At 67.0% G+C, this 16,498-nt stretch carries 18 protein-coding genes and 1 tRNA gene; 10 read left to right on the top strand and 9 right to left on the bottom strand.

Annotation, left to right across the window (positions count from 1 at the left end; genetic code table 11):
* Positions 1–41: 41 nt before the first annotated feature.
* The 3 genes from erpA to ACFPN1_RS13595 all read right to left on the bottom strand — a co-directional run bounded on the left by erpA (position 42) and on the right by ACFPN1_RS13595 (position 1,704).
* Complete coding sequence (gene erpA / locus ACFPN1_RS13605) at positions 42–425, bottom strand: iron-sulfur cluster insertion protein ErpA (protein WP_386755663.1); 384 nt, start codon at positions 423–425, stop codon at positions 42–44.
* 46 nt (positions 426–471) lie between these two features.
* Positions 472–1,188 (bottom strand): DUF6776 family protein, encoded by a 717-nt coding sequence (locus ACFPN1_RS13600; RefSeq protein WP_386755662.1) that lies wholly within the window; start codon positions 1,186–1,188, stop codon positions 472–474.
* A gap of 87 nt (positions 1,189–1,275) precedes the next feature.
* Positions 1,276–1,704 (bottom strand): bactofilin family protein, encoded by a 429-nt coding sequence (locus ACFPN1_RS13595; RefSeq protein ID WP_386755661.1) that lies wholly within the window; start codon positions 1,702–1,704, stop codon positions 1,276–1,278.
* Positions 1,705–1,843: 139 nt separating this feature from the next.
* Here ACFPN1_RS13595 and ACFPN1_RS13590 point away from each other — a divergent pair, with 139 nt between their 5' ends.
* Entirely contained in the window at positions 1,844–2,446 is a 603-nt protein-coding gene (locus tag ACFPN1_RS13590) for a DUF4126 domain-containing protein (RefSeq protein ID WP_386755659.1), read from the top strand.
* 76 nt (positions 2,447–2,522) lie between these two features.
* Here ACFPN1_RS13590 and bfr read toward each other — a convergent pair whose 3' ends face one another.
* The 3 genes from bfr to ACFPN1_RS13575 form a co-directional block, all read right to left on the bottom strand.
* Entirely contained in the window at positions 2,523–2,993 is a 471-nt protein-coding gene (gene bfr / locus ACFPN1_RS13585; protein ID WP_386755658.1) for a bacterioferritin, read from the bottom strand.
* A gap of 117 nt (positions 2,994–3,110) precedes the next feature.
* Complete coding sequence (locus ACFPN1_RS13580) at positions 3,111–3,314, bottom strand: (2Fe-2S)-binding protein (protein ID WP_386755657.1); 204 nt, start codon at positions 3,312–3,314, stop codon at positions 3,111–3,113.
* A 64-nt stretch (positions 3,315–3,378) separates the two neighbouring features.
* Complete coding sequence (locus tag ACFPN1_RS13575) at positions 3,379–3,990, bottom strand: RNA pyrophosphohydrolase (RefSeq protein ID WP_386755729.1); 612 nt, start codon at positions 3,988–3,990, stop codon at positions 3,379–3,381.
* A gap of 135 nt (positions 3,991–4,125) precedes the next feature.
* Between ACFPN1_RS13575 and ACFPN1_RS13570 the strand changes: the two genes are divergently transcribed.
* Positions 4,126–4,202 (top strand) — tRNA-Met (locus ACFPN1_RS13570).
* 49 nt (positions 4,203–4,251) lie between these two features.
* On the opposite strand, the gene ACFPN1_RS13565 is transcribed toward ACFPN1_RS13570, so the two are convergent.
* Entirely contained in the window at positions 4,252–6,582 is a 2,331-nt protein-coding gene (locus tag ACFPN1_RS13565) for a Tex family protein (protein WP_386755656.1), read from the bottom strand.
* A 215-nt stretch (positions 6,583–6,797) separates the two neighbouring features.
* On the opposite strand from ACFPN1_RS13565, the gene queD reads away from it, so the two are divergent.
* The 5 genes from queD (at position 6,798) to ACFPN1_RS13540 (ending at position 13,060) form a co-directional block, all read left to right on the top strand.
* The gene (gene queD, locus ACFPN1_RS13560; RefSeq protein WP_386755655.1) at positions 6,798–7,151 is read left to right on the top strand and encodes a 6-carboxytetrahydropterin synthase QueD; all 354 of its coding nucleotides are present in this window, start codon (positions 6,798–6,800) and stop codon (positions 7,149–7,151) included.
* Positions 7,152–7,306: 155 nt separating this feature from the next.
* Positions 7,307–7,708 (top strand): phasin family protein, encoded by a 402-nt coding sequence (locus ACFPN1_RS13555; protein ID WP_386755654.1) that lies wholly within the window; start codon positions 7,307–7,309, stop codon positions 7,706–7,708.
* A gap of 151 nt (positions 7,709–7,859) precedes the next feature.
* Positions 7,860–8,624 (top strand): TetR/AcrR family transcriptional regulator, encoded by a 765-nt coding sequence (locus tag ACFPN1_RS13550; protein ID WP_386755653.1) that lies wholly within the window; start codon positions 7,860–7,862, stop codon positions 8,622–8,624.
* Positions 8,624–9,835 (top strand): efflux RND transporter periplasmic adaptor subunit, encoded by a 1,212-nt coding sequence (locus ACFPN1_RS13545; RefSeq protein WP_386755651.1) that lies wholly within the window; start codon positions 8,624–8,626, stop codon positions 9,833–9,835. The genes ACFPN1_RS13550 and ACFPN1_RS13545 overlap by 1 nt, the downstream gene beginning before the upstream one ends.
* A 69-nt stretch (positions 9,836–9,904) precedes the next feature.
* Positions 9,905–13,060 (top strand): efflux RND transporter permease subunit, encoded by a 3,156-nt coding sequence (locus tag ACFPN1_RS13540; protein ID WP_386755650.1) that lies wholly within the window; start codon positions 9,905–9,907, stop codon positions 13,058–13,060.
* A gap of 293 nt (positions 13,061–13,353) precedes the next feature.
* On the opposite strand, the gene bioD is transcribed toward ACFPN1_RS13540, so the two are convergent.
* On the bottom strand, positions 13,354–14,025 hold the full coding sequence (gene bioD / locus ACFPN1_RS13535) for a dethiobiotin synthase (protein ID WP_386755649.1): 672 nt from the start codon (positions 14,023–14,025) through the stop codon (positions 13,354–13,356).
* Positions 14,026–14,070: 45 nt separating this feature from the next.
* On the opposite strand from bioD, the gene ACFPN1_RS13530 reads away from it, so the two are divergent.
* Both ACFPN1_RS13530 and ACFPN1_RS13525 read left to right on the top strand, forming a co-directional pair.
* Positions 14,071–14,556: a GAF domain-containing protein gene (locus ACFPN1_RS13530; RefSeq protein ID WP_386755648.1), complete on the top strand. Its 486-nt coding sequence runs from the start codon at positions 14,071–14,073 to the stop codon at positions 14,554–14,556.
* A complete protein-coding gene (locus tag ACFPN1_RS13525; protein WP_386755647.1) occupies positions 14,553–14,963 on the top strand; it encodes a TfoX/Sxy family protein in 411 nt (136 codons plus the stop codon). Before ACFPN1_RS13530 ends, ACFPN1_RS13525 begins: the two co-directional genes overlap by 4 nt.
* A gap of 396 nt (positions 14,964–15,359) precedes the next feature.
* Here ACFPN1_RS13525 and ACFPN1_RS13520 read toward each other — a convergent pair whose 3' ends face one another.
* Complete coding sequence (locus tag ACFPN1_RS13520) at positions 15,360–16,154, bottom strand: S1 family peptidase (protein WP_386755646.1); 795 nt, start codon at positions 16,152–16,154, stop codon at positions 15,360–15,362.
* 12 nt (positions 16,155–16,166) lie between these two features.
* On the opposite strand from ACFPN1_RS13520, the gene ACFPN1_RS13515 reads away from it, so the two are divergent.
* On the top strand, positions 16,167–16,496 hold the full coding sequence (locus tag ACFPN1_RS13515; RefSeq protein ID WP_386755645.1) for a DUF2026 family protein: 330 nt from the start codon (positions 16,167–16,169) through the stop codon (positions 16,494–16,496).
* Positions 16,497–16,498: the final 2 nt, after the last annotated feature.

Below are 16,498 nucleotides of genomic sequence, written 5' to 3'. Positions count from 1 at the left end.
CCCATCCATGAGCAGTGATCGAAGCGTCGAAACCGGAATGCTTACGCGGAGAAGGAAGATCCGCAGCCGCAGGTGGTCTTCGCGTTCGGGTTGCGGATCACGAACTGCGCGCCGTGCAGGCTTTCGGTGTAATCGACTTCCGCGCCCATCAGGTATTGCAGGCTGAGCGGATCCACCAGCAGGGTGACGCCGTCGGTCTGCACCGCGAGGTCGTCCTCGGCCTGCTGCTCGTCGAATTCGAAGCCGTACTGGAAGCCGGAACAGCCGCCGCCCTGGATGTAGACGCGCAGCTTCAGCGCGGCATTGCCCTCTTCCGCAATCAGTTCGCGCACCTTGGCGGCGGCGGCGGAGGTGAACTGCAGCGGACGATCCAGCGCCTGGTAATCGGGCGCGTGGGTTTCGAGGGGAACGGTGTTCTGGCTCATGCGTCGAGAATGGGGGGCGCGGGGCGGGCATTCAACCCGCGCGCGTTCATTCGGCGGCGGATTGCCCGCGCAGGGCCTCGGCCCAGGTGAACGACTGCTCGATGGCCGCGCCCGAACGCGGTTGCAGGCGCACGGTGACCTTCGCCGGCGTCACGTCCGGGGGCAGGAAGATGTCGCCTTCGACCTGCTGGAAATACTTGAACGAATAGACCACGCCCGGCGCCGACGCCTGTTGGCGCAGATCGGTCCAGGCCAGCTTCTGCAGCTTGCCGCCGCGCGTGCCTTCGACCGACAGGGTCAGCACGCCTTCGCTGATCGCGCCGCGGTTGAGGTTCTGGGTGAGCGTGCCGGTGAAGTGCCAGGCGGGGCCGTTCTGCAGCAGCTTCAACGCATGCACGCTGAGGCCGTGGCGCTGCGCGGTGGCGCCGACGAGGCGTTCGTAGAAGGCGACGTCGGCGCGCAGGCCGGCGATTTCCTCGTCGCGGTCGGCGAGCGCGCCCTGCAGGTCGCGATTGGCGTCGCGGCTGATCTGGTCGGAGCGCGTCAGGGTGGCGATGCGTTGGCGCAGCTGCTCGGTTTCGTCCCGCAGGTTGCCGTTTTCACGGCGGAGCGCGCCGATCTGCGCCTGCGGATTGCCCGAGGCCGGTGCGAACACCTGCCACAGGCCCCAGCCACCGAAGGCGAGTGCGGCGACGAAGACCAGGGCCATGACGAGCGCGACCCAGTGTTCGCGCAACCACGAAGTTTGCTGGCGTCGATACATGCGGCGAGATTATCCGCTACGGCCGGCGATGGTGTGTGCCGGCGGTAACGGTGCGGGCACACACCTCAGATGTGCCGCCCGCGGGCGTCAGGCAATCGCCACGTCCGCGTTGATCGGATGGACGTTGGCCGAATCCTGCGCCGTGGCGGCAATGGTTTCGGCATGCACCAGGCGGCCGGTGAGCGTGGAGCCGGCGATCATCTCGATCACCTTGTAGTGGACGTTGCCGTTGACGCGCGCCTTGGGATGCATCTCGACCTGCTCGCCGTAGGCATCGCCCACCAGTTGGCCGTTGATGACGACATTGGGCGCGCGCACTTCGCCTTCGACGATGCCGGTTTCGGCGATCGTGACCTGGGCCGCTTCGCCGTTGCTGGCGATGACCTTGCCGATGATGCGACCTTCGACGTACAGGCCGCCGGAGAAATGGAAGTCGCCGCGGATCACCACCTGCGGGCCGATCAGGGTGTCGACCTGGCCGGGGGCGACGGTGGACTTCTTGTCTTTCTTGAACATGGCTCTCCCCAAAGACTGGAACCGTCCCGAACGGACGGACGGCGCGCGCATCAGTGACTGGCGCCAAGCGGCCGCACGGGCCGGAATGGGCGGTTTCCCTTCCCCTATACTCGGCGCGAAGTCTAGCGGGAGACGGGCCATGTCCGATGCGCACCTGTTCGCAATTGGCGTCGTGCTGGCCTGGCTGGCGGGCATCCGCGTGTATCTCACCGTGTTCGGCGTCGGCCTGGCCGGGGCCCTGGGCTGGCTGGAACTGCCGGCGGCGCTGCAGGCGACCCAGTCGCCCTGGGTGCTGGGGGTTTCGGGCGCCCTGGCCGCCACGGAGTTCTTCGCCGACAAGATTCCGGGCGTAGATTCGGGCTGGGACCTGCTGCATACGCTGCTGCGGATCCCCGCCGGCGCGTTCCTCGCCGCCGCGACCCTGTCGCCGGACGGGCATCTGGGGGCCGGTGCGCTGGCCGCCGGCGCGGGCGTCGCCCTGACCAGCCATGCGCTGAAGGCGGGCGCGCGCGCCCTGCTCAACACCTCGCCGGAACCGGTCAGCAACTGGACCGCGTCGGTCACCGAGGATCTCGCCACCGTGGGCGGACTCGCGCTCGTGTTCGCGCATCCCTGGCTGGCGCTGTCGATCGTGGTCTTCATCACCGCGGTGTTCGCGCTGCTGCTGTGGTGGGTATGGCGCAAGCTGTTCCGGCGCCGTCCGCGGGTCGACCGGCCTTCCTCGGGGCTCGGGGCGACCTGAGGCCACGGCTCCCGCGAACGAAAAACGCCACCTTGCGGTGGCGTTTTCGTGTCCGGCGCGGTTGTCGGCTTGACCGTCAGCTTTCGATCTTCATCGCCAGGTAGTTCTGTTCGCCCACGCGATCGATCAGGGCGAGCTGCGTCTCGATCCAGTCGATGTGCTCTTCCTCCGATTCGAGGATGTCGACCAGCAGGCGGCGGCTGACGAGGTCCTTGACGCTTTCGCAGTAGGCGATGCCTTCGCGCAGCATCGGCAGCGCATCGAGCTCGAGTGCGAGATCGCAGGTGAGCACCTCGCGCGGGCCCTCGCCGATGCGCAGCTTGCCCAGGTTCTGGAAGTTGGGCAGGCCCTCGAGGAAGAGGATGCGTTCCGACAGCTTGTCGGCGTGCTTCATCTCGTCGATGGACTCGTGGTACTCGTGCTCGGCGAGTTCCTTCAGGCCCCAGTTCTTCAGCATCTTGGCGTGCAGGAAGTACTGGTTGATGGCGATCAGCTCGTTGTAGAGCGCCTTGTTGAGGTATTCGATGACCTTGGCGTCGCCCTTCATGGCGTGCTCCGTGCGTGTCGTTGGCGCGACTCTAGTCCTTGCGCGCAGGCCATGACGAAACGCGAATCGAATGCATCAACGGGCGGCGCGCGTCCGCTCGGCGCGCCGGATCGTGGCTCAGGCCGCCTGCGACAGCACCGGTAGCGGCAACGCGTGCACGGCGCGCGCCTCGTCCATCAGCTGCGCGGCCAGGTCCAGGCAACTGCCGCAGGTGGCGCCGGCGCCGGTCCGCATGGTCAGTTCGGCCACGCTCCGGCACCCGGCTTCGACGGCCTGGCGGATGTCGTGGTCGGTGACCCCATTGCAGATGCAGACGTACATGAGCGGCGGGCGCTATGCAGCCGGGCTGGCTGCCGCACTATTCCGCCATGGATGAGAATGATTGTCAATTAGACGAGGGTTCGGACCCGCCGCGGGCCTGGGAATCCGGGCGGGACCGCGGTCGCAACCGGTTGCGACCGGCATTCCGGCGCGGATCCCGCAGCAATTCCGGACCGGGCACCGGTACCGCCTGCGGCCCGGCGATGCGGCGCGCGACCGGCGCCAGGTGGCGCAGCGCGCTGCTGTAGACGCCACGCTTGAAGGTCACCACGTGCTCGACCGGGTACCAGAAGTCGACCCAGCGCCAGTGGTCGAACTCCGGCTTGTCGGTCAGGTCCAGGCGCAGGTCGCTCTCCTGCCCGGTCAGCCGGAGCAGGAACCACACCTGTTTCTGGCCGATGCAGACCAGCCGGTCGTGGCGGCGGATCGCGCGCGGCGGCAGCCGGTAGCGCAGCCAGCCGGGGGTGGCGCCCAAAACCTCGACATGTTCGGGCAACAGGCCAGTTTCTTCGCGCAATTCGCGGTACATGGCTTCCAGCGGCGTCTCGTCGCTGTTCATGCCGCCCTGTGGGAACTGCCAGCCATCGCGATGCACGCGGCGGGCCCAGAACACCCGGCCGTCCGGGTGCATCAATACAATGCCGACGTTGGGTCGGTACCCGTCCGGATCGATCACGATGCGGACTCCGAAATGCACTGCGTCCGACTCTGCCACGGGGCCCGTCGGCGGACAAGCAAGGCCGCGGAGGATTGACGGAGGACGGGCGAGCCGGAATAATTCGCGGCTCTCTGCGGGAATTGCATCCGCGATGGCTATGTAGCTCAGCCGGTTAGAGCACAGCACTCATAATGCTGGGGTCGGTGGTTCGAGTCCACCCATAGCCACCATCCGTTCCACGAAAAAGCCCCGCATCGCGGGGCTTTTTCGTTGCAGCCGTCAGTCCCGCTTCGCCCTGGCGAACGCCGCGGCCAGCGCGTTGTTGGCGGGCGCCGGGGCGTTGCGGAAGTCGCGCGGCGGACGACGCTCGTCGCGACCGCCGCGACTGTCGGTCGCCTTCGCGTCGCGCACCGGCGGCACCGCATCGTCGAGGCGTCGCGTCAGCGCGATGCGCTTGCGGGCGACATCGACTTCGAGCACGCGCACCTTGACGATGTCGCCCGCCTTCACCACGTCGCGCGGGTCCTTCACGTACTTGTCGGACAGCGCGGAGATGTGGATCAGGCCGCCCTGGTGCACGCCGATGTCGACGAAGGCGCCGAACGCGGCGACGTTGCTGATCACGCCTTCGAGGATCATGCCTACCTTGAGATCCTTGATGTCCTCCACGCCGTCGGCGAAGCGTGCGGCCTTGAACTCGGGGCGCGGGTCGCGGCCGGGCTTTTCCAGTTCCTTGAGGATGTCGCGCACGGTCGGCACGCCGAACTTCTCGTCCACGAACTGCTCGGGCTTGAGGCCGCGCAGCAGCGACGCGTCGCCGATGATCTGCTTCACCTCGCGACCGGAGTGCTTGAGGATGCGCTCGACCACCGGATAGGCCTCCGGGTGCACCGACGAGGCGTCGAGCGGCTGCTCGCCGTCGTTGATGCGCAGGAAGCCGGCGCACTGCTCGAAGGTCTTGTCGCCCAGGCGCGGCACCTTGAGCAGTTCCCTGCGCGACCTGAAGGCGCCGTTCTGGTCGCGGTAGACCACGATGTTCTCCGCGACCGTCGACGACAGGCCCGACACGCGCGTGAGCAGCGCGGCCGAAGCGGTGTTCACGTCGACGCCGACCGCGTTCACGCAGTCCTCGACCCTCGCGTCGAGCGCGCGCGCCAGGCGGAATTGGTCGACGTCGTGCTGGTACTGGCCCACGCCAATGGCCTTGGGTTCGATCTTCACCAACTCCGCGAGCGGATCCTGCAGGCGGCGCGCGATCGACACCGCGCCGCGCAGCGACACGTCGAGGCCGGGAAATTCCTTCGCCGCGAACTCGGACGCCGAATACACCGACGCGCCGGCTTCGCTGACGACGATCTTCTGCATCTTCAGCTCGGGCGCGAGCTTGATCAGGTCGCCGGCGAGTTTGTCGGTCTCGCGCGAAGCTGTGCCGTTGCCGATCGAGATCAGCTCGACGCCATGCTTCGTGCACAGCGCGCGCAGCGTGTGCAGCGACTGGTCCCACTGGCGCCGGGGTTCGTGCGGATAGATCGTGTCGGTGGCGACGAGCTTGCCGGTGCGGTCGACGACCGCGACCTTCACGCCGGTGCGCAGGCCGGGGTCGAGGCCGAGCACGGCCTTCGGGCCCGCCGGGGCGGCGAGCAGCAGGTCCTTGAGGTTGTTGCCGAACACGTCGATCGCCTCGGCCTCGGCCTTCTCGCGTGCCTGTGCGAACAGGTCGAGCAGCAGGTGCAAGTGCAGCTTGGCCTTCCAGGTGAGGCGGCAGGTGTCCTGCAGCCACTTGTCGGCGGGGCGGCCCTGCGCCTTCACGCCGGCGTGGAAGGCGACGCGGCTTTCGGCCTGCTGGTGGCCGGCTTCGGCGTCGGCGCCCGGGTCGAGGTCGAGGAACAGGATCTCCTCGCGGCGCGCGCGGAACAGCGCGAGCAGGCGGTGCGAGGGGATCTTCGCCAGCGGTTCGGCGTGATCGAAGTAGTCGCGGTACTTCGCGCCTTCGTTCTGCTTGCCTTCGGCCACGCGCGCGCGGATCACGCCGACATCAGACAGCCAGTTGCGCAGCTCGCCGACCAGCGCGGCGTCTTCCCCCCAGCGCTCCATCAGGATCGCGCGCGCGCCGTCGAGCGCGGCCTTGGCGTCGGCGACGCCCTTTTCGGCATCGACGAACGTCGCGGCGAATTCGTCCGGCACCTGGGAGGGATCGGCAAGCAGGCCATCGGCGAGCGGTTCGAGCCCGGCTTCGCGCGCGATCTGCGCCTTGGTGCGGCGCTTGGGCTTGTACGGCAGGTAGAGGTCTTCCAGGCGCGACTTCGAATCGGCCGCCTCGATCTCCGCGCGCAGCTCGTCGCTGAGCTTGCCCTGCTCCGCGATCGACGCAAGCACGGCGGCGCGGCGGTCTTCCAGTTCGCGCAGATAGGTCAGGCGCGTCTCGAGGTTGCGCAGCTGGGTGTCGTCGAGGCCGCCGGTGACTTCCTTGCGGTAGCGCGCGATGAAGGGAACGGTGGCGCCTTCGTCGAGCAGCGCGATGGCGGCCTGGGCCTGGGCGGGTTGCGCGCCGATCTCGGCGGCGATGGTGGACGCGATCTGGCGGGCGAGCTGCGGGGAAATCTCGGGCATCAGTACGGGAGTCGTTTGCTGCGGAATGCAGGCCGATTGTGGCGATGCACGCGCGGCAACGTAAGGATTGACATCCCGCATTCGCGTAGGGCGGACTCACGCCCGCCGATCGAGCCACGCGATGCCGCCATTGTTGCAGCCAGGTGCTACGCCACACAGGCTCCCAGGCGGGCGAGCGGCACGCGCCGGGTCGGGGCCCGCCCTACAATTGCGCCATGGATATCTTCAAGGTCTTCACCCTCGAGGCCGCGCACCGGCTGCCCAACGTGCCGGCAGGCCACAAGTGCGCGCGCCTGCACGGCCACTCGTTCCGCGTCGAGATCCACCTGCGCGGCGAAATCGGCGCCGATACCGGCTGGGTGATGGACTTTGCCGACGTGAAGACGGCTTTCAAGCCGCTGTACGACCAGCTCGACCACCACTACCTCAACGATATTGCCGGTCTGGAGAACCCGACCAGCGAGCGGCTGGCGGTGTGGATCTGGGAACGGCTGAAGCCCGCGCTGCCGCTGCTGAGCGAAGTGGTGGTGCACGAGACCTGCACCTCGGGCTGCCGGTACCGGGGCTGACGGCGAGCCGGGGCCGCCAAGTCCTTGATTCCGCAGAAAACTGAACAAAACCAGCCGCCGTTCGTCGGCAGGATGTTGCATCGCAACAATCCGGGCTCTATGCTGCGACGCACAATCCGCCCAGCCGGATCTGCAAAGTCCCCACAGGAGCCGCCATGTACCAGTTCAACGAACAGTTTGCCGCCGCCTCGCGCCAGTTCGCGGACACGGCCGCCCAGATCAACCGCATCGCCCTCGAGAACGCCGAGGCCGTGTTCGGCCTGCAGCTCGGCGCCCTCCAGGACCGCGCCCAGGCCACCTTCGCCTTCTTCGGTGAAGCCGCCCAGGCCCGCGACGTCGAAGCCTTCAAGACCCTGCTGCCGAAGGGCGTGCAGGTCGCGCGCGAGAACGTCGAGCGCGCCGTCGCCGTCGGCCAGGACGTCTACAGCCGCACGCTGAAGGCCAACGAAGCCATCGGCCAGATCGCCAAGGCCCAGATCGAAACCGTCGCCGCCAAGACCCAGGCCACGGTCGAGGAAGCCGCCGACAAGGTCGCGAAGGCCACCAAGGCGAAGTAAGCGAACCGTCTCTCTCTCCACTCCCCCGTGGAACAACGAACCCGGTAGTCCGCTACCGGGTTTTTTGTTGCCCGGACGCCAGAAATAGTCAATTGCTCATTTTTTGAATCTGATTCAAAATCTGCACCCTCCTGCCCCCACCCGCCCCGGAATGAGCACCAAGGAACGCCGTCAGCGCGACCTCGCGGCGCGCGAACAACGTTTCCTCGACTGCGCGCAGGAGTTGATCCAGCGCGACGGGCTGCTGAGCCTGCAGATGTCGCGCATCGCAGAGGACTGCGACTACGCCGTCGGCACGCTCTACCAGCACTTCGCCAGCAAGGAAGACCTGCTGGTGGCGCTGGCCACGCGCGACTGCCTCAACCGGGTCGGACTGTTCGAGCGCGCGGCGAAGTGGAACGGAACGACGCGCGAACGCATGCTCGCCATCGCGATCGCCGATCTGATGCTGATCCGCTCGCAGCCGCAGTTCTTCCGGCTCGCGCAGTACGTGTTCACCGACGTCATCTGGCATGCGGCGTCCGAGAAGGCGCGGCAACGATCCCTGCAGGCCGGCGCGCCGATCGGGGAACTGATCGAAGGCATCGTCGCCGACGCGCTGCATCGGGGCGATCTGCCGGCCAATACCGGGCTGACGCCGCAGACCCTGACCATCGGCCCATGGACCCTCTGCATGGGCATGCATACTTTGGTCCACGCCGAGGGCGTGCTCGAGCGCCATGACGTGGGCGAGCCCTACCGGCTCCTGATCAAGAATCTGCAACACCTGCTCAACGGCTACGGTTGGCGGCCGCTGTTCGACGTGTCGGACGAGGCTGCGATCGACGCGCAACTCACGCGCATCAGCCGTGAAGTCTTCGATTCACCTTCGCCGCCGCTGGGTGGCGCATCGCACTCCCACAAGGAAGCACCATGATGGCCAGGCACGACCCTTCGCGCACCGCCGTGCGCACGCCTTCCACCCGGAAACGCATGTTCTGGATGCTGCTGATCACCGTGCTGGTGTTCGGCCTGGTGTTCGGCGTGAAGGCGTTCTTCGCGGCGCAGACCAACAAGTTCTTCGACAACATGCCGCAGCCGCCGGCGACGATCAGCGCCGGTGTCGCGCAGCAGCAGAGCTGGCGCGATTCGGTGGAAGCCGTCGGCACGCTCGTCGCGGTCAACGGCACCCAGGTCACCACCGAGTCGCCGGGCGTGATCAGCGAGATCCACTTCAAGCCGGGCGACCGGGTCAACGCAGGCGACGTGCTGTTGCAGCTCAACGCGTCGACCGAAATCGCCACGCTGAAGTCGCTGGAGGCCACCGCGCGCCTCAACGCCGTGCAGGCCGACCGCTACCGCGAGCTCGCGGCCAGGCAGCTGGTCTCGCGCGACGACGCCGACAAGCGCATCGCCGACGCCGCCAGCGCCCGCGCCCAGGCGGACGCGCAACGCGCCCTGGTCGCGCGCAAGACGATCCGCGCGCCGTTCTCCGGCGTGCTGGGCATCCGCAAGGTCAACCTCGGCCAGTACGTGAACCCGGGCGATGAACTGGTGAGTCTGCAGTCGCTGGATCCGATCTACCTCAACTTCACCCTGCCCGAGCAGCGCCTGCCGAGCGTGCAGACCGGCACGAAGGTGACGGCGAAGGTGGATGCCATGCCCGGCCACCGGTTCGAGGGCACGATCACCTCGGTCGAGCCGCAGGTCGACCCGCAGACGCGCAACTTCCAGGTCCAGGCCACGCTGCGCAATCCGGACAACGCGCTGCGCCCGGGCACATTCGCCCGCGTCAGCTTCGACCAGGGTGGCGAACAGAAGGTCGTCGTGATTCCGCAGACGGCGATCAGCTTCAACCCCTATGGCAATTCGGTCTACGTGATCACCGAAGCGCCTGCCAAGGCCGGCGCGGGACAGGACAAGGGCAAGAGCGAAGGCGCACCGGCGGGTCCGACCCTGATCGCCAAGCAGCGTTTCGTGAAAACGGGCGCGACCCACGGCGACCTGATCGCGGTCACCGAAGGCCTCAAGCCCGGCGAGCGCGTCGCCACCAGCGGCCTGCTGAAGCTGCGCAACGACGCCACGGTGGTCATCAACAACTCGGTGCTGCCGACGGCGGAGAAGACGCCGACGCCGGCGAACCGCTGAGACCGAAGGCCGCCGCGACACGCGCCGCGGCGGCCGCACACGTAGCGCCACCCCCACGAAGGCCGCACGATGAAATTCACCGACATCTTCATCAAGAAACCCGTGCTGGCGATGGTCGTCAGCCTGTTCATCCTGCTGCTGGGCATCCGTGCCGGCAGCTCGCTGAACGTGCGTCAGTACCCCGAGCTGCAGAACGCCGTCATCAACGTCAGCACGACGTACTTCGGCGCCGACGCGGACCTGATCCAGGGCTTCATCACCACGCCGCTGGAGCGCGAGGTAGCTAGCGCCGAGGGCATCGACTACCTTGTGTCGAGCAGCACCGCCGGCGTGTCGACGATCCAGGCGTACATCCGTCTCGACCACAACGCCAACGACGCGCTCACCGAGATCGCCGCCAAGGTCAACAAGCTGCGCGGGCAGTTGCCGCCGGAATCCGAGGACCCGGTGATCGAACTGCAGCAGGGCGAACAGATCGCGGCCATGTACCTGTCGTTCGACAGCACCCTGCTCGACAACAACCAGATCACCGACTATCTGGTCCGCGCGGTCGAGCCCAAGCTGGCGACCATTCCGGGCGTGCAGCGTGCCGAGGTGATCGGCAGCGGAACCTTCGCCATGCGCATCTGGATGAAGCCGGACCGGATGACCGCGCTCAAGGTCACCGCCAGCGACGTGTTCAATGCGCTGCAGGCCAACAACGTGCTGTCCGCGCTGGGCCAGACCAAGGGCCAGATGGTCTCCATCGACCTGACCGCCCGCACCGACCTGCGCACGCCGGAGGAATTCAAGCAGCTGGTGATCCGCTCGCAGGACGGCGCGATCGTGCGCCTGGGCGACGTCGCCGACGTGGTGCTGGGCTCGGAGAGCTACGGCTCCTCGGTGTCGATGAACGGCCGTTCGGCCACGTTCATGGGCATCTTCGTCGCGCCCGATGCGAACTCGCTGGACGTGATCAAGCAGGTGCGCGAGGTCCTCGACAACGAGATCAAGCCGCAGCTGCCCGAAGGCCTGAGCGCGAGCGTTCCCTACGACAGCACCAAGTACATCGATGACGCCATCAACGAGGTGATCCACACCATCGTCGAGGCGGTGCTGATCGTGATCGTGGTGATCTACCTGTTCCTGGGCAGCTTCCGCAGCGTGCTGATCCCGGCCGTCACGGTGCCGCTGTCGCTGATCGGCGCGCTGTTCCTGATGCTGGTCATGGGCTTCACCATCAACCTGCTGACCCTGCTGGCGATGGTACTGGCGATCGGGATAGTGGTAGACGACGCGATCATCGTGCTGGAGAACGTGCACCGGCACATCGAGGAAGGGATGAAACCCTTCGACGCGGCCATACGCGGCGCGCGCGAGCTGGCCTGGCCGGTGGTGGCGATGACCACGACGCTCGTCGCCGTGTACATCCCGATCGGCTTCCAGGGCGGCCTGACCGGTGTGCTGTTCACCGAATTCGCCTTCACCCTGGCCGGATCGGTGCTGCTGTCGGGCGTGATCGCGCTGACGCTGACGCCGATGATGTGCGCGAAGATCCTCAAGGCGCACGAGCACGGCCAGGGCAAGGGCAAGCTCGAGGTCTGGCTCGACAACCAGTTCGAGAAGCTGCGCGGCAGCTACGAGACCCGCCTGCACAGCGCGCTGGCGACGAAGTCGGTGATCGCGATCTTCGGCGTACTCGTGTTCGTTTCCTGCGCGTTCCTGTACATGGGCTCGCCCAAGGAACCCGCGCCGGCAGAGGACCAGGGCTTCATCTTCTCGTTCTCGTCGGCCGACCCGGCATCGACGCTGGATTATGTCGAGCGCTACACGGCCGAGCTGACGAAGATCGGCAAGACCACGCCGGAGAACGAGAACTTCTTCCTCATCAACGGCGGCGCCGGCACCAACACCGCGATTGCCGGCTTCGTGCTGAAGCCGTGGGGCGAGCGCGACCGCACCACCCAGCAGGTGCTTGATCAGACCATCCAGCCGGAGCTGTCGAAGATCACCGGCCTCAACGTCTTCGCCCAGGTTCCACCCGCGCTGCCCAGCGCCGGTGGTGGCGGTGGCGGCGGCGAGTTCGTGATCGGCGGCACCGGTTCCCTGACGCAGTTGCAGGAACTCGCCGACGCGGTGCTCGCGAAGGCGCGCGAGAGCAAGCGCTTCATCTTCCTGGACAAGGACCTGAAGATCGACAAGCCGCGCGTGGAAGTGCTGGTCGATCGCGACAAGGCGGCGCTGCTCGGCATCGACATGCGCACGCTGTCGGCCGACATGTCGGCGATGCTGTCGGGCGGCTACGCCAACCGCTTCGCGCTGCAGAATCGCTCCTACCGGGTCATTCCGCAGGTGCAGCGCAGCGACCGCCTCAACGCGAGCGACCTGACCAACTACTACACGCGGACCAGGGACGGCGACCTGATTCCGCTGTCGACCATCGTGACCCTGAAGGAGTCGGCGCAGCCCGAGCAGCTCAAGCGCTTCCAGCAGCTCAACGCCGTGTCGATCACCTTCGCCCCGCGCCCCGGCGTGACCAAGGGCGAAGCGCTGGAGATCCTCGAGGATGCCGCGAGGCAGGTGCTGCCGCAGGGCTACAGCGTCGACTACGCGGGCGAGTCGCGGCAGTTCAAGCAGGAGGGCCAGGCGATGCTGCTGACCCTGGCGCTGGCGATCATCGTGATCTTCCTGGTGCTCTCCGCGCAGTTCGAGAGCTTCCGCGACGCGATCATCATGCTGCTGACGGTGCCGATGGCGATCTGCGGCGCGTTGCTGGTGCTCAACATCCTGGCGATCCTCAACGGCATCCTCGGCTTCATGGGGATGGCCGGATTCCCCGGCATGAGCATCAACATCTACACGCAGGTGGGCCTGGTGACGCTGGTGGGCGTGATCTCCAAGCACGGCATCCTGATCGTGGAGTTCGCCAACAAGCTGCAGATCGAGCAGGGCCTGAGCAAGCGCGAGGCGATCGAGCGCGCCGCCGGCATCCGCCTGCGCCCGGTGCTGATGACCACCGCCGCACTGGTGTTCGCGATGGTGCCGCTGCTGATCGCCAGCGGCGCCGGTGCGGCCGCGCGCTTCTGCATGGGCCTGGTGATCGCCGCGGGCATGCTGATCGGCACGATGTTCACGCTGTTCGTGCTGCCGGCGTTCTACCTCTACATCGCGCGCGACCACAGCCAGCATCGCGTCGAGGAAGCTCACGCCGAACCGGAGCTGCCGCCGGCCCCCGAAGCCGGTTGACGTTCCCCGAGTGGAACGCGAAACGGGCGCAGCGATGCGCCCGTTTCCGTTTTTGCGCAGCGCACCGCGCCGCGAAGAACTTGATGCGGGACGGTCTTCAGCGCGTCGCCGCGTAGGGCGGGCCTTGGCCGCCATCCCACCGCGAACAACTTCACCCGCATTGCCCACAGTCTTCGTAGTCCGCGCCGCGACTGGCTGCAACGCGCCGCAGCGCGGGAGAAGCATCGGCGTCCCGCAGCACACGTAGCCCGGGTAAGCGCAGCGCACCCGGGTTCGGCCCGCGCCCAGCCCGCCTACGGCAACCGCAGATGCCCCGCTGCCGCCTGCGGATCCGGCGCCGCCATGAACGGCACGCGCCCCCAGCACGGCACCGGCAGCACCCGTTGCAGGATCGCAAAGTTGTCGTCGCTGCGCGCCATTGCCGGATCGATGTCGTTGGCGATCCAGCCGAGCAGCTCGACGCCGTCGTCGGTAATCGCCCGCGCCGTCAGCCGTGCATGGCTGATGCAACCCAGGCGCAGGCCCACCACCATCACCACCGGCAGGCGCAGCGCGCGTACCAGATGGACCTGGTCGAGGCTCGCGCTCAACGGGGCGGCCCAGCCCCCCACGCCTTCCACCACGACGGTGTCGGCCATCTCCGCCAGGCGGCCGTGCGCGGCGAGGATCGGATCGAGCGCGATCGTCACGCCCGCATCGGCGGCGGCGAGCTCCGGCGCCAGCGCGTTCGGCAACGCATACGGATTCACATCGGCATAGGCCGGGCGCGGCTCGCTGGCCTGCTGCAGGAGCAGCGCATCCTCGTTGCGCCAGCCCGCCGCGGTCGCTTCGCAGCCGCTGGCGACCGGCTTCATGCCGACGGCGCGCCGTCCACGCGCGCGCAGCGCATGCAGCAGCGCCGCACTGGCCACGGACTTGCCGATACCCGTATCGGTACCGGTCACATAGAAGGAAGACAGCGTCATGGCCCGGCATCCTAGCCGCCGCGGCCCGGCTGTTACACTCCGGCGATGACCTTCACCGCCTCCCAGCTCAGCGGCGGCAAGCCCGAGCAGTACGCGCAGCTGCAGGAGCAGGCGCGCGCGCTGCTTGCCGGCGAGCGCGACCGCATCGCCAATGCCGCCAACCTGTCGGCGCTCGTCTACCACGCCTTGCCGTCGCTCAACTGGGTCGGCTTCTATTTCTACGACGGCACCGAACTCGTCGTCGGCCCGTTCCAGGGCCTGCCCGCCTGCGTGCGCATCCCGCTCGACAAGGGCGTGTGCGGTGCCGCCGCGCGTACGCGCGAAACGCAACGCGTGCCCGACGTGCACGCCTTCCCCGGCCACATCGCCTGCGACTCGGCCTCGCGTTCGGAACTGGTGGTACCGCTGTATAGCGGCGACGAACTGATCGGCGTGTTCGATCTCGACAGCCCCGAACCCGACCGCTTCGACGCCGACGACCAGCGCGGCCTCGAAGCCATCGCCCAGGCCTTCATGGAAGCCCTGTCATGACGACTGCGAAGATGCGCAACATCGGTCCCAAGAGCGCGGCCTGGCTGCGGCAGGTAGGCCTGCGCACACTCGACGACCTGGCCGCCGTCGGCACCGTGGAAGCCTTCATGCGCGTCAAGCGCGCCGGCTTCAAGCCCGGCCTCAACCTGCTCTACGCCATCGAAGGCGCCCTGCTCGACTGCCACTGGCAGGAAGTCCCCGAAGAACGCCGCCAGGAACTGATCCTCGCCGCGGACGCCGCCACCGCCAAGCTGCCACCGCCGCGCAATCGCCCCGCCGCCGGCCCGGTGACCACCACGCAGATGAGCGAGTCCACCGACTCGGGCTCGGGCTCGGGCTCGGGCTCTGCGATGTTCAGTGCGATGTTCGATTCGCACGAGAGTGGCGGCGGCGACACCGAAGACTGACGCCCGGTAACGCCGCGCAACTTATTCGATCGTCATTCCCGCGAACGCGGGAATCTCGTCAGTTCGCTCTTCATGCGGCCAGGCGCCGCCATACGACCCAACGTCGCGGGACGCATCAGCCGCAGGCGTATGCGCCGAACGAGACCGCGTCCTGACAGAGCATGCGGCGCAATTTCATTGCGCCTTGCGGCCTTGCCCAGATCTCGCGGATCTTCAGCGATGCCTTCTGGCCTACGATCTTACGTCTCGCAGGCATGTCGCACTCCCACTAGTTGGGAGTGCCAGCGTGCTACCAGGCCCGGACGACCGCTCTCGACCCGAAGTGGACATCGAGTAAGTAGCTGCATAAAAAAACGCCCCGGTTTCCCGGGGCGTTTTTTCTCACGACGCAATGGATCAATTGGTCTTGAGGGTCAGCCCGTAGAAAGACAAGAGCGGCAGCAGAGGCTGGTAGTAGCTGTTGCCGCCGCCGGTCTTGCCGGCCCGGCCCTTGCAGTTGCCGCTGCCGCCCGAGAGCACGCCTTGGCCTTGGCCGGTACCCGTGATGAAGGAACCACCCGAGTCGCCGCCTTCCGAGCAGGCCGTGGTCTGGGTGAGGTTCACGATCGTCTCGCCGCTCTGGTAATTGACGGTCACGCCCTTAGCCTTGATCGCGCCGCAGCGCCAACCCGAAGTGCGGCCGGAGCGGCAGATCGCGGCGCCGACGGGAGCCTCGGTGCTGCCTGTCACCGCGACGTTGGCGCTGCCCCAGCCATACACACTCGCCGACTGCGTGTGGCCCGACGACATCTGGACCCACGACATGTCGGTACCGGTGCCGCCCGGATTCGGGAAGGTGGAACCTTGGAACGTGCCGATCTGCGGACCGAGCGTCCATTGCGGGCCCGTTCCCGCCGAGCCTTCCAGATACACCGGTTCGCCCGCATCGCCGCAATGGCCAGCACTGACGAAGCCGGGTGTCGTGCCTTTCATGACGTTGAAGCCGATCGAGCAGGCGTAGAGATAGCCGTCGCCGGGATTGCGCAGATAGCCCAGGCCCCCTTGCAGAGTGGCGCGCACGGTCGGCTGCTCGTCCATGGTCACGAAGCGAACGGTCTGCGCATCCGCACCGCTGTGGGCGACGAAATCGATGCCGGCTTGCTGGCCGTTCCTGCCTATGGGTTCCATATGTGGGTTCAGACCGAAACCCATGTGATTGACTTCATGGCGCCGATCTTCAACGAATCCATTGAGGGCAAGGGCTATCCCAGCAGCGTGCCGCGTAAGATGTTTCAGCGCCCGTTGTCTGCGGAAGCAGAGTCCATCGACGAACTTCACGCGCCCGGCGACTACTTCACGATGCCCAACATTGAGCTGACTGACGAACTTGTTGATTCACTATTTGATCGAGCTGGAAACGTGGCTCTTCTGAGCGCAGTTGATCGTTGGTTCAAGAAGTACCCAAAGAAGTGGGATGACCTGAGTCTGTTGAATGACCTCGGCGAAGTGCACAAGCTGACCTTGAGCGCGCCCCGGATTTCAGGGGCATGGTAAGC

The sequence above is a fragment of the Lysobacter yangpyeongensis genome (assembly GCF_042655745.1).
Lineage (GTDB): Bacteria > Pseudomonadota > Gammaproteobacteria > Xanthomonadales > Xanthomonadaceae > Agrilutibacter > Agrilutibacter yangpyeongensis.
Note: the sequence above shows the minus strand (reverse complement) of the source record. Positions and strands in the feature narration are given on the sequence as shown.

Excerpts from the sequence above, each read along its gene's own strand:
- erpA (WP_386755663.1), bottom strand. The coding sequence starts at position 425 with ATGAGCCAGAACACCGTTCCCCTCGAAACCCACGCGCCCGATTACCAG.
- ACFPN1_RS13600 (WP_386755662.1), bottom strand. The coding sequence starts at position 1,188 with ATGTATCGACGCCAGCAAACTTCGTGGTTGCGCGAACACTGGGTCGCG.
- ACFPN1_RS13595 (WP_386755661.1), bottom strand. The coding sequence starts at position 1,704 with ATGTTCAAGAAAGACAAGAAGTCCACCGTCGCCCCCGGCCAGGTCGAC.
- ACFPN1_RS13590 (WP_386755659.1), top strand. The coding sequence starts at position 1,844 with ATGTCCGATGCGCACCTGTTCGCAATTGGCGTCGTGCTGGCCTGGCTG.
- bfr (WP_386755658.1), bottom strand. The coding sequence starts at position 2,993 with ATGAAGGGCGACGCCAAGGTCATCGAATACCTCAACAAGGCGCTCTAC.
- ACFPN1_RS13580 (WP_386755657.1), bottom strand. The coding sequence starts at position 3,314 with ATGTACGTCTGCATCTGCAATGGGGTCACCGACCACGACATCCGCCAG.
- ACFPN1_RS13565 (WP_386755656.1), bottom strand. The coding sequence starts at position 6,582 with ATGCCCGAGATTTCCCCGCAGCTCGCCCGCCAGATCGCGTCCACCATC.
- queD (WP_386755655.1), top strand. The coding sequence starts at position 6,798 with ATGGATATCTTCAAGGTCTTCACCCTCGAGGCCGCGCACCGGCTGCCC.
- ACFPN1_RS13555 (WP_386755654.1), top strand. The coding sequence starts at position 7,307 with ATGTACCAGTTCAACGAACAGTTTGCCGCCGCCTCGCGCCAGTTCGCG.
- ACFPN1_RS13550 (WP_386755653.1), top strand. The coding sequence starts at position 7,860 with ATGAGCACCAAGGAACGCCGTCAGCGCGACCTCGCGGCGCGCGAACAA.
- ACFPN1_RS13545 (WP_386755651.1), top strand. The coding sequence starts at position 8,624 with ATGGCCAGGCACGACCCTTCGCGCACCGCCGTGCGCACGCCTTCCACC.
- ACFPN1_RS13540 (WP_386755650.1), top strand. The coding sequence starts at position 9,905 with ATGAAATTCACCGACATCTTCATCAAGAAACCCGTGCTGGCGATGGTC.
- bioD (WP_386755649.1), bottom strand. The coding sequence starts at position 14,025 with ATGACGCTGTCTTCCTTCTATGTGACCGGTACCGATACGGGTATCGGC.
- ACFPN1_RS13530 (WP_386755648.1), top strand. The coding sequence starts at position 14,071 with ATGACCTTCACCGCCTCCCAGCTCAGCGGCGGCAAGCCCGAGCAGTAC.
- ACFPN1_RS13525 (WP_386755647.1), top strand. The coding sequence starts at position 14,553 with ATGACGACTGCGAAGATGCGCAACATCGGTCCCAAGAGCGCGGCCTGG.
- ACFPN1_RS13520 (WP_386755646.1), bottom strand. The coding sequence starts at position 16,154 with ATGGGTTTCGGTCTGAACCCACATATGGAACCCATAGGCAGGAACGGC.
- ACFPN1_RS13515 (WP_386755645.1), top strand. The coding sequence starts at position 16,167 with ATGGCGCCGATCTTCAACGAATCCATTGAGGGCAAGGGCTATCCCAGC.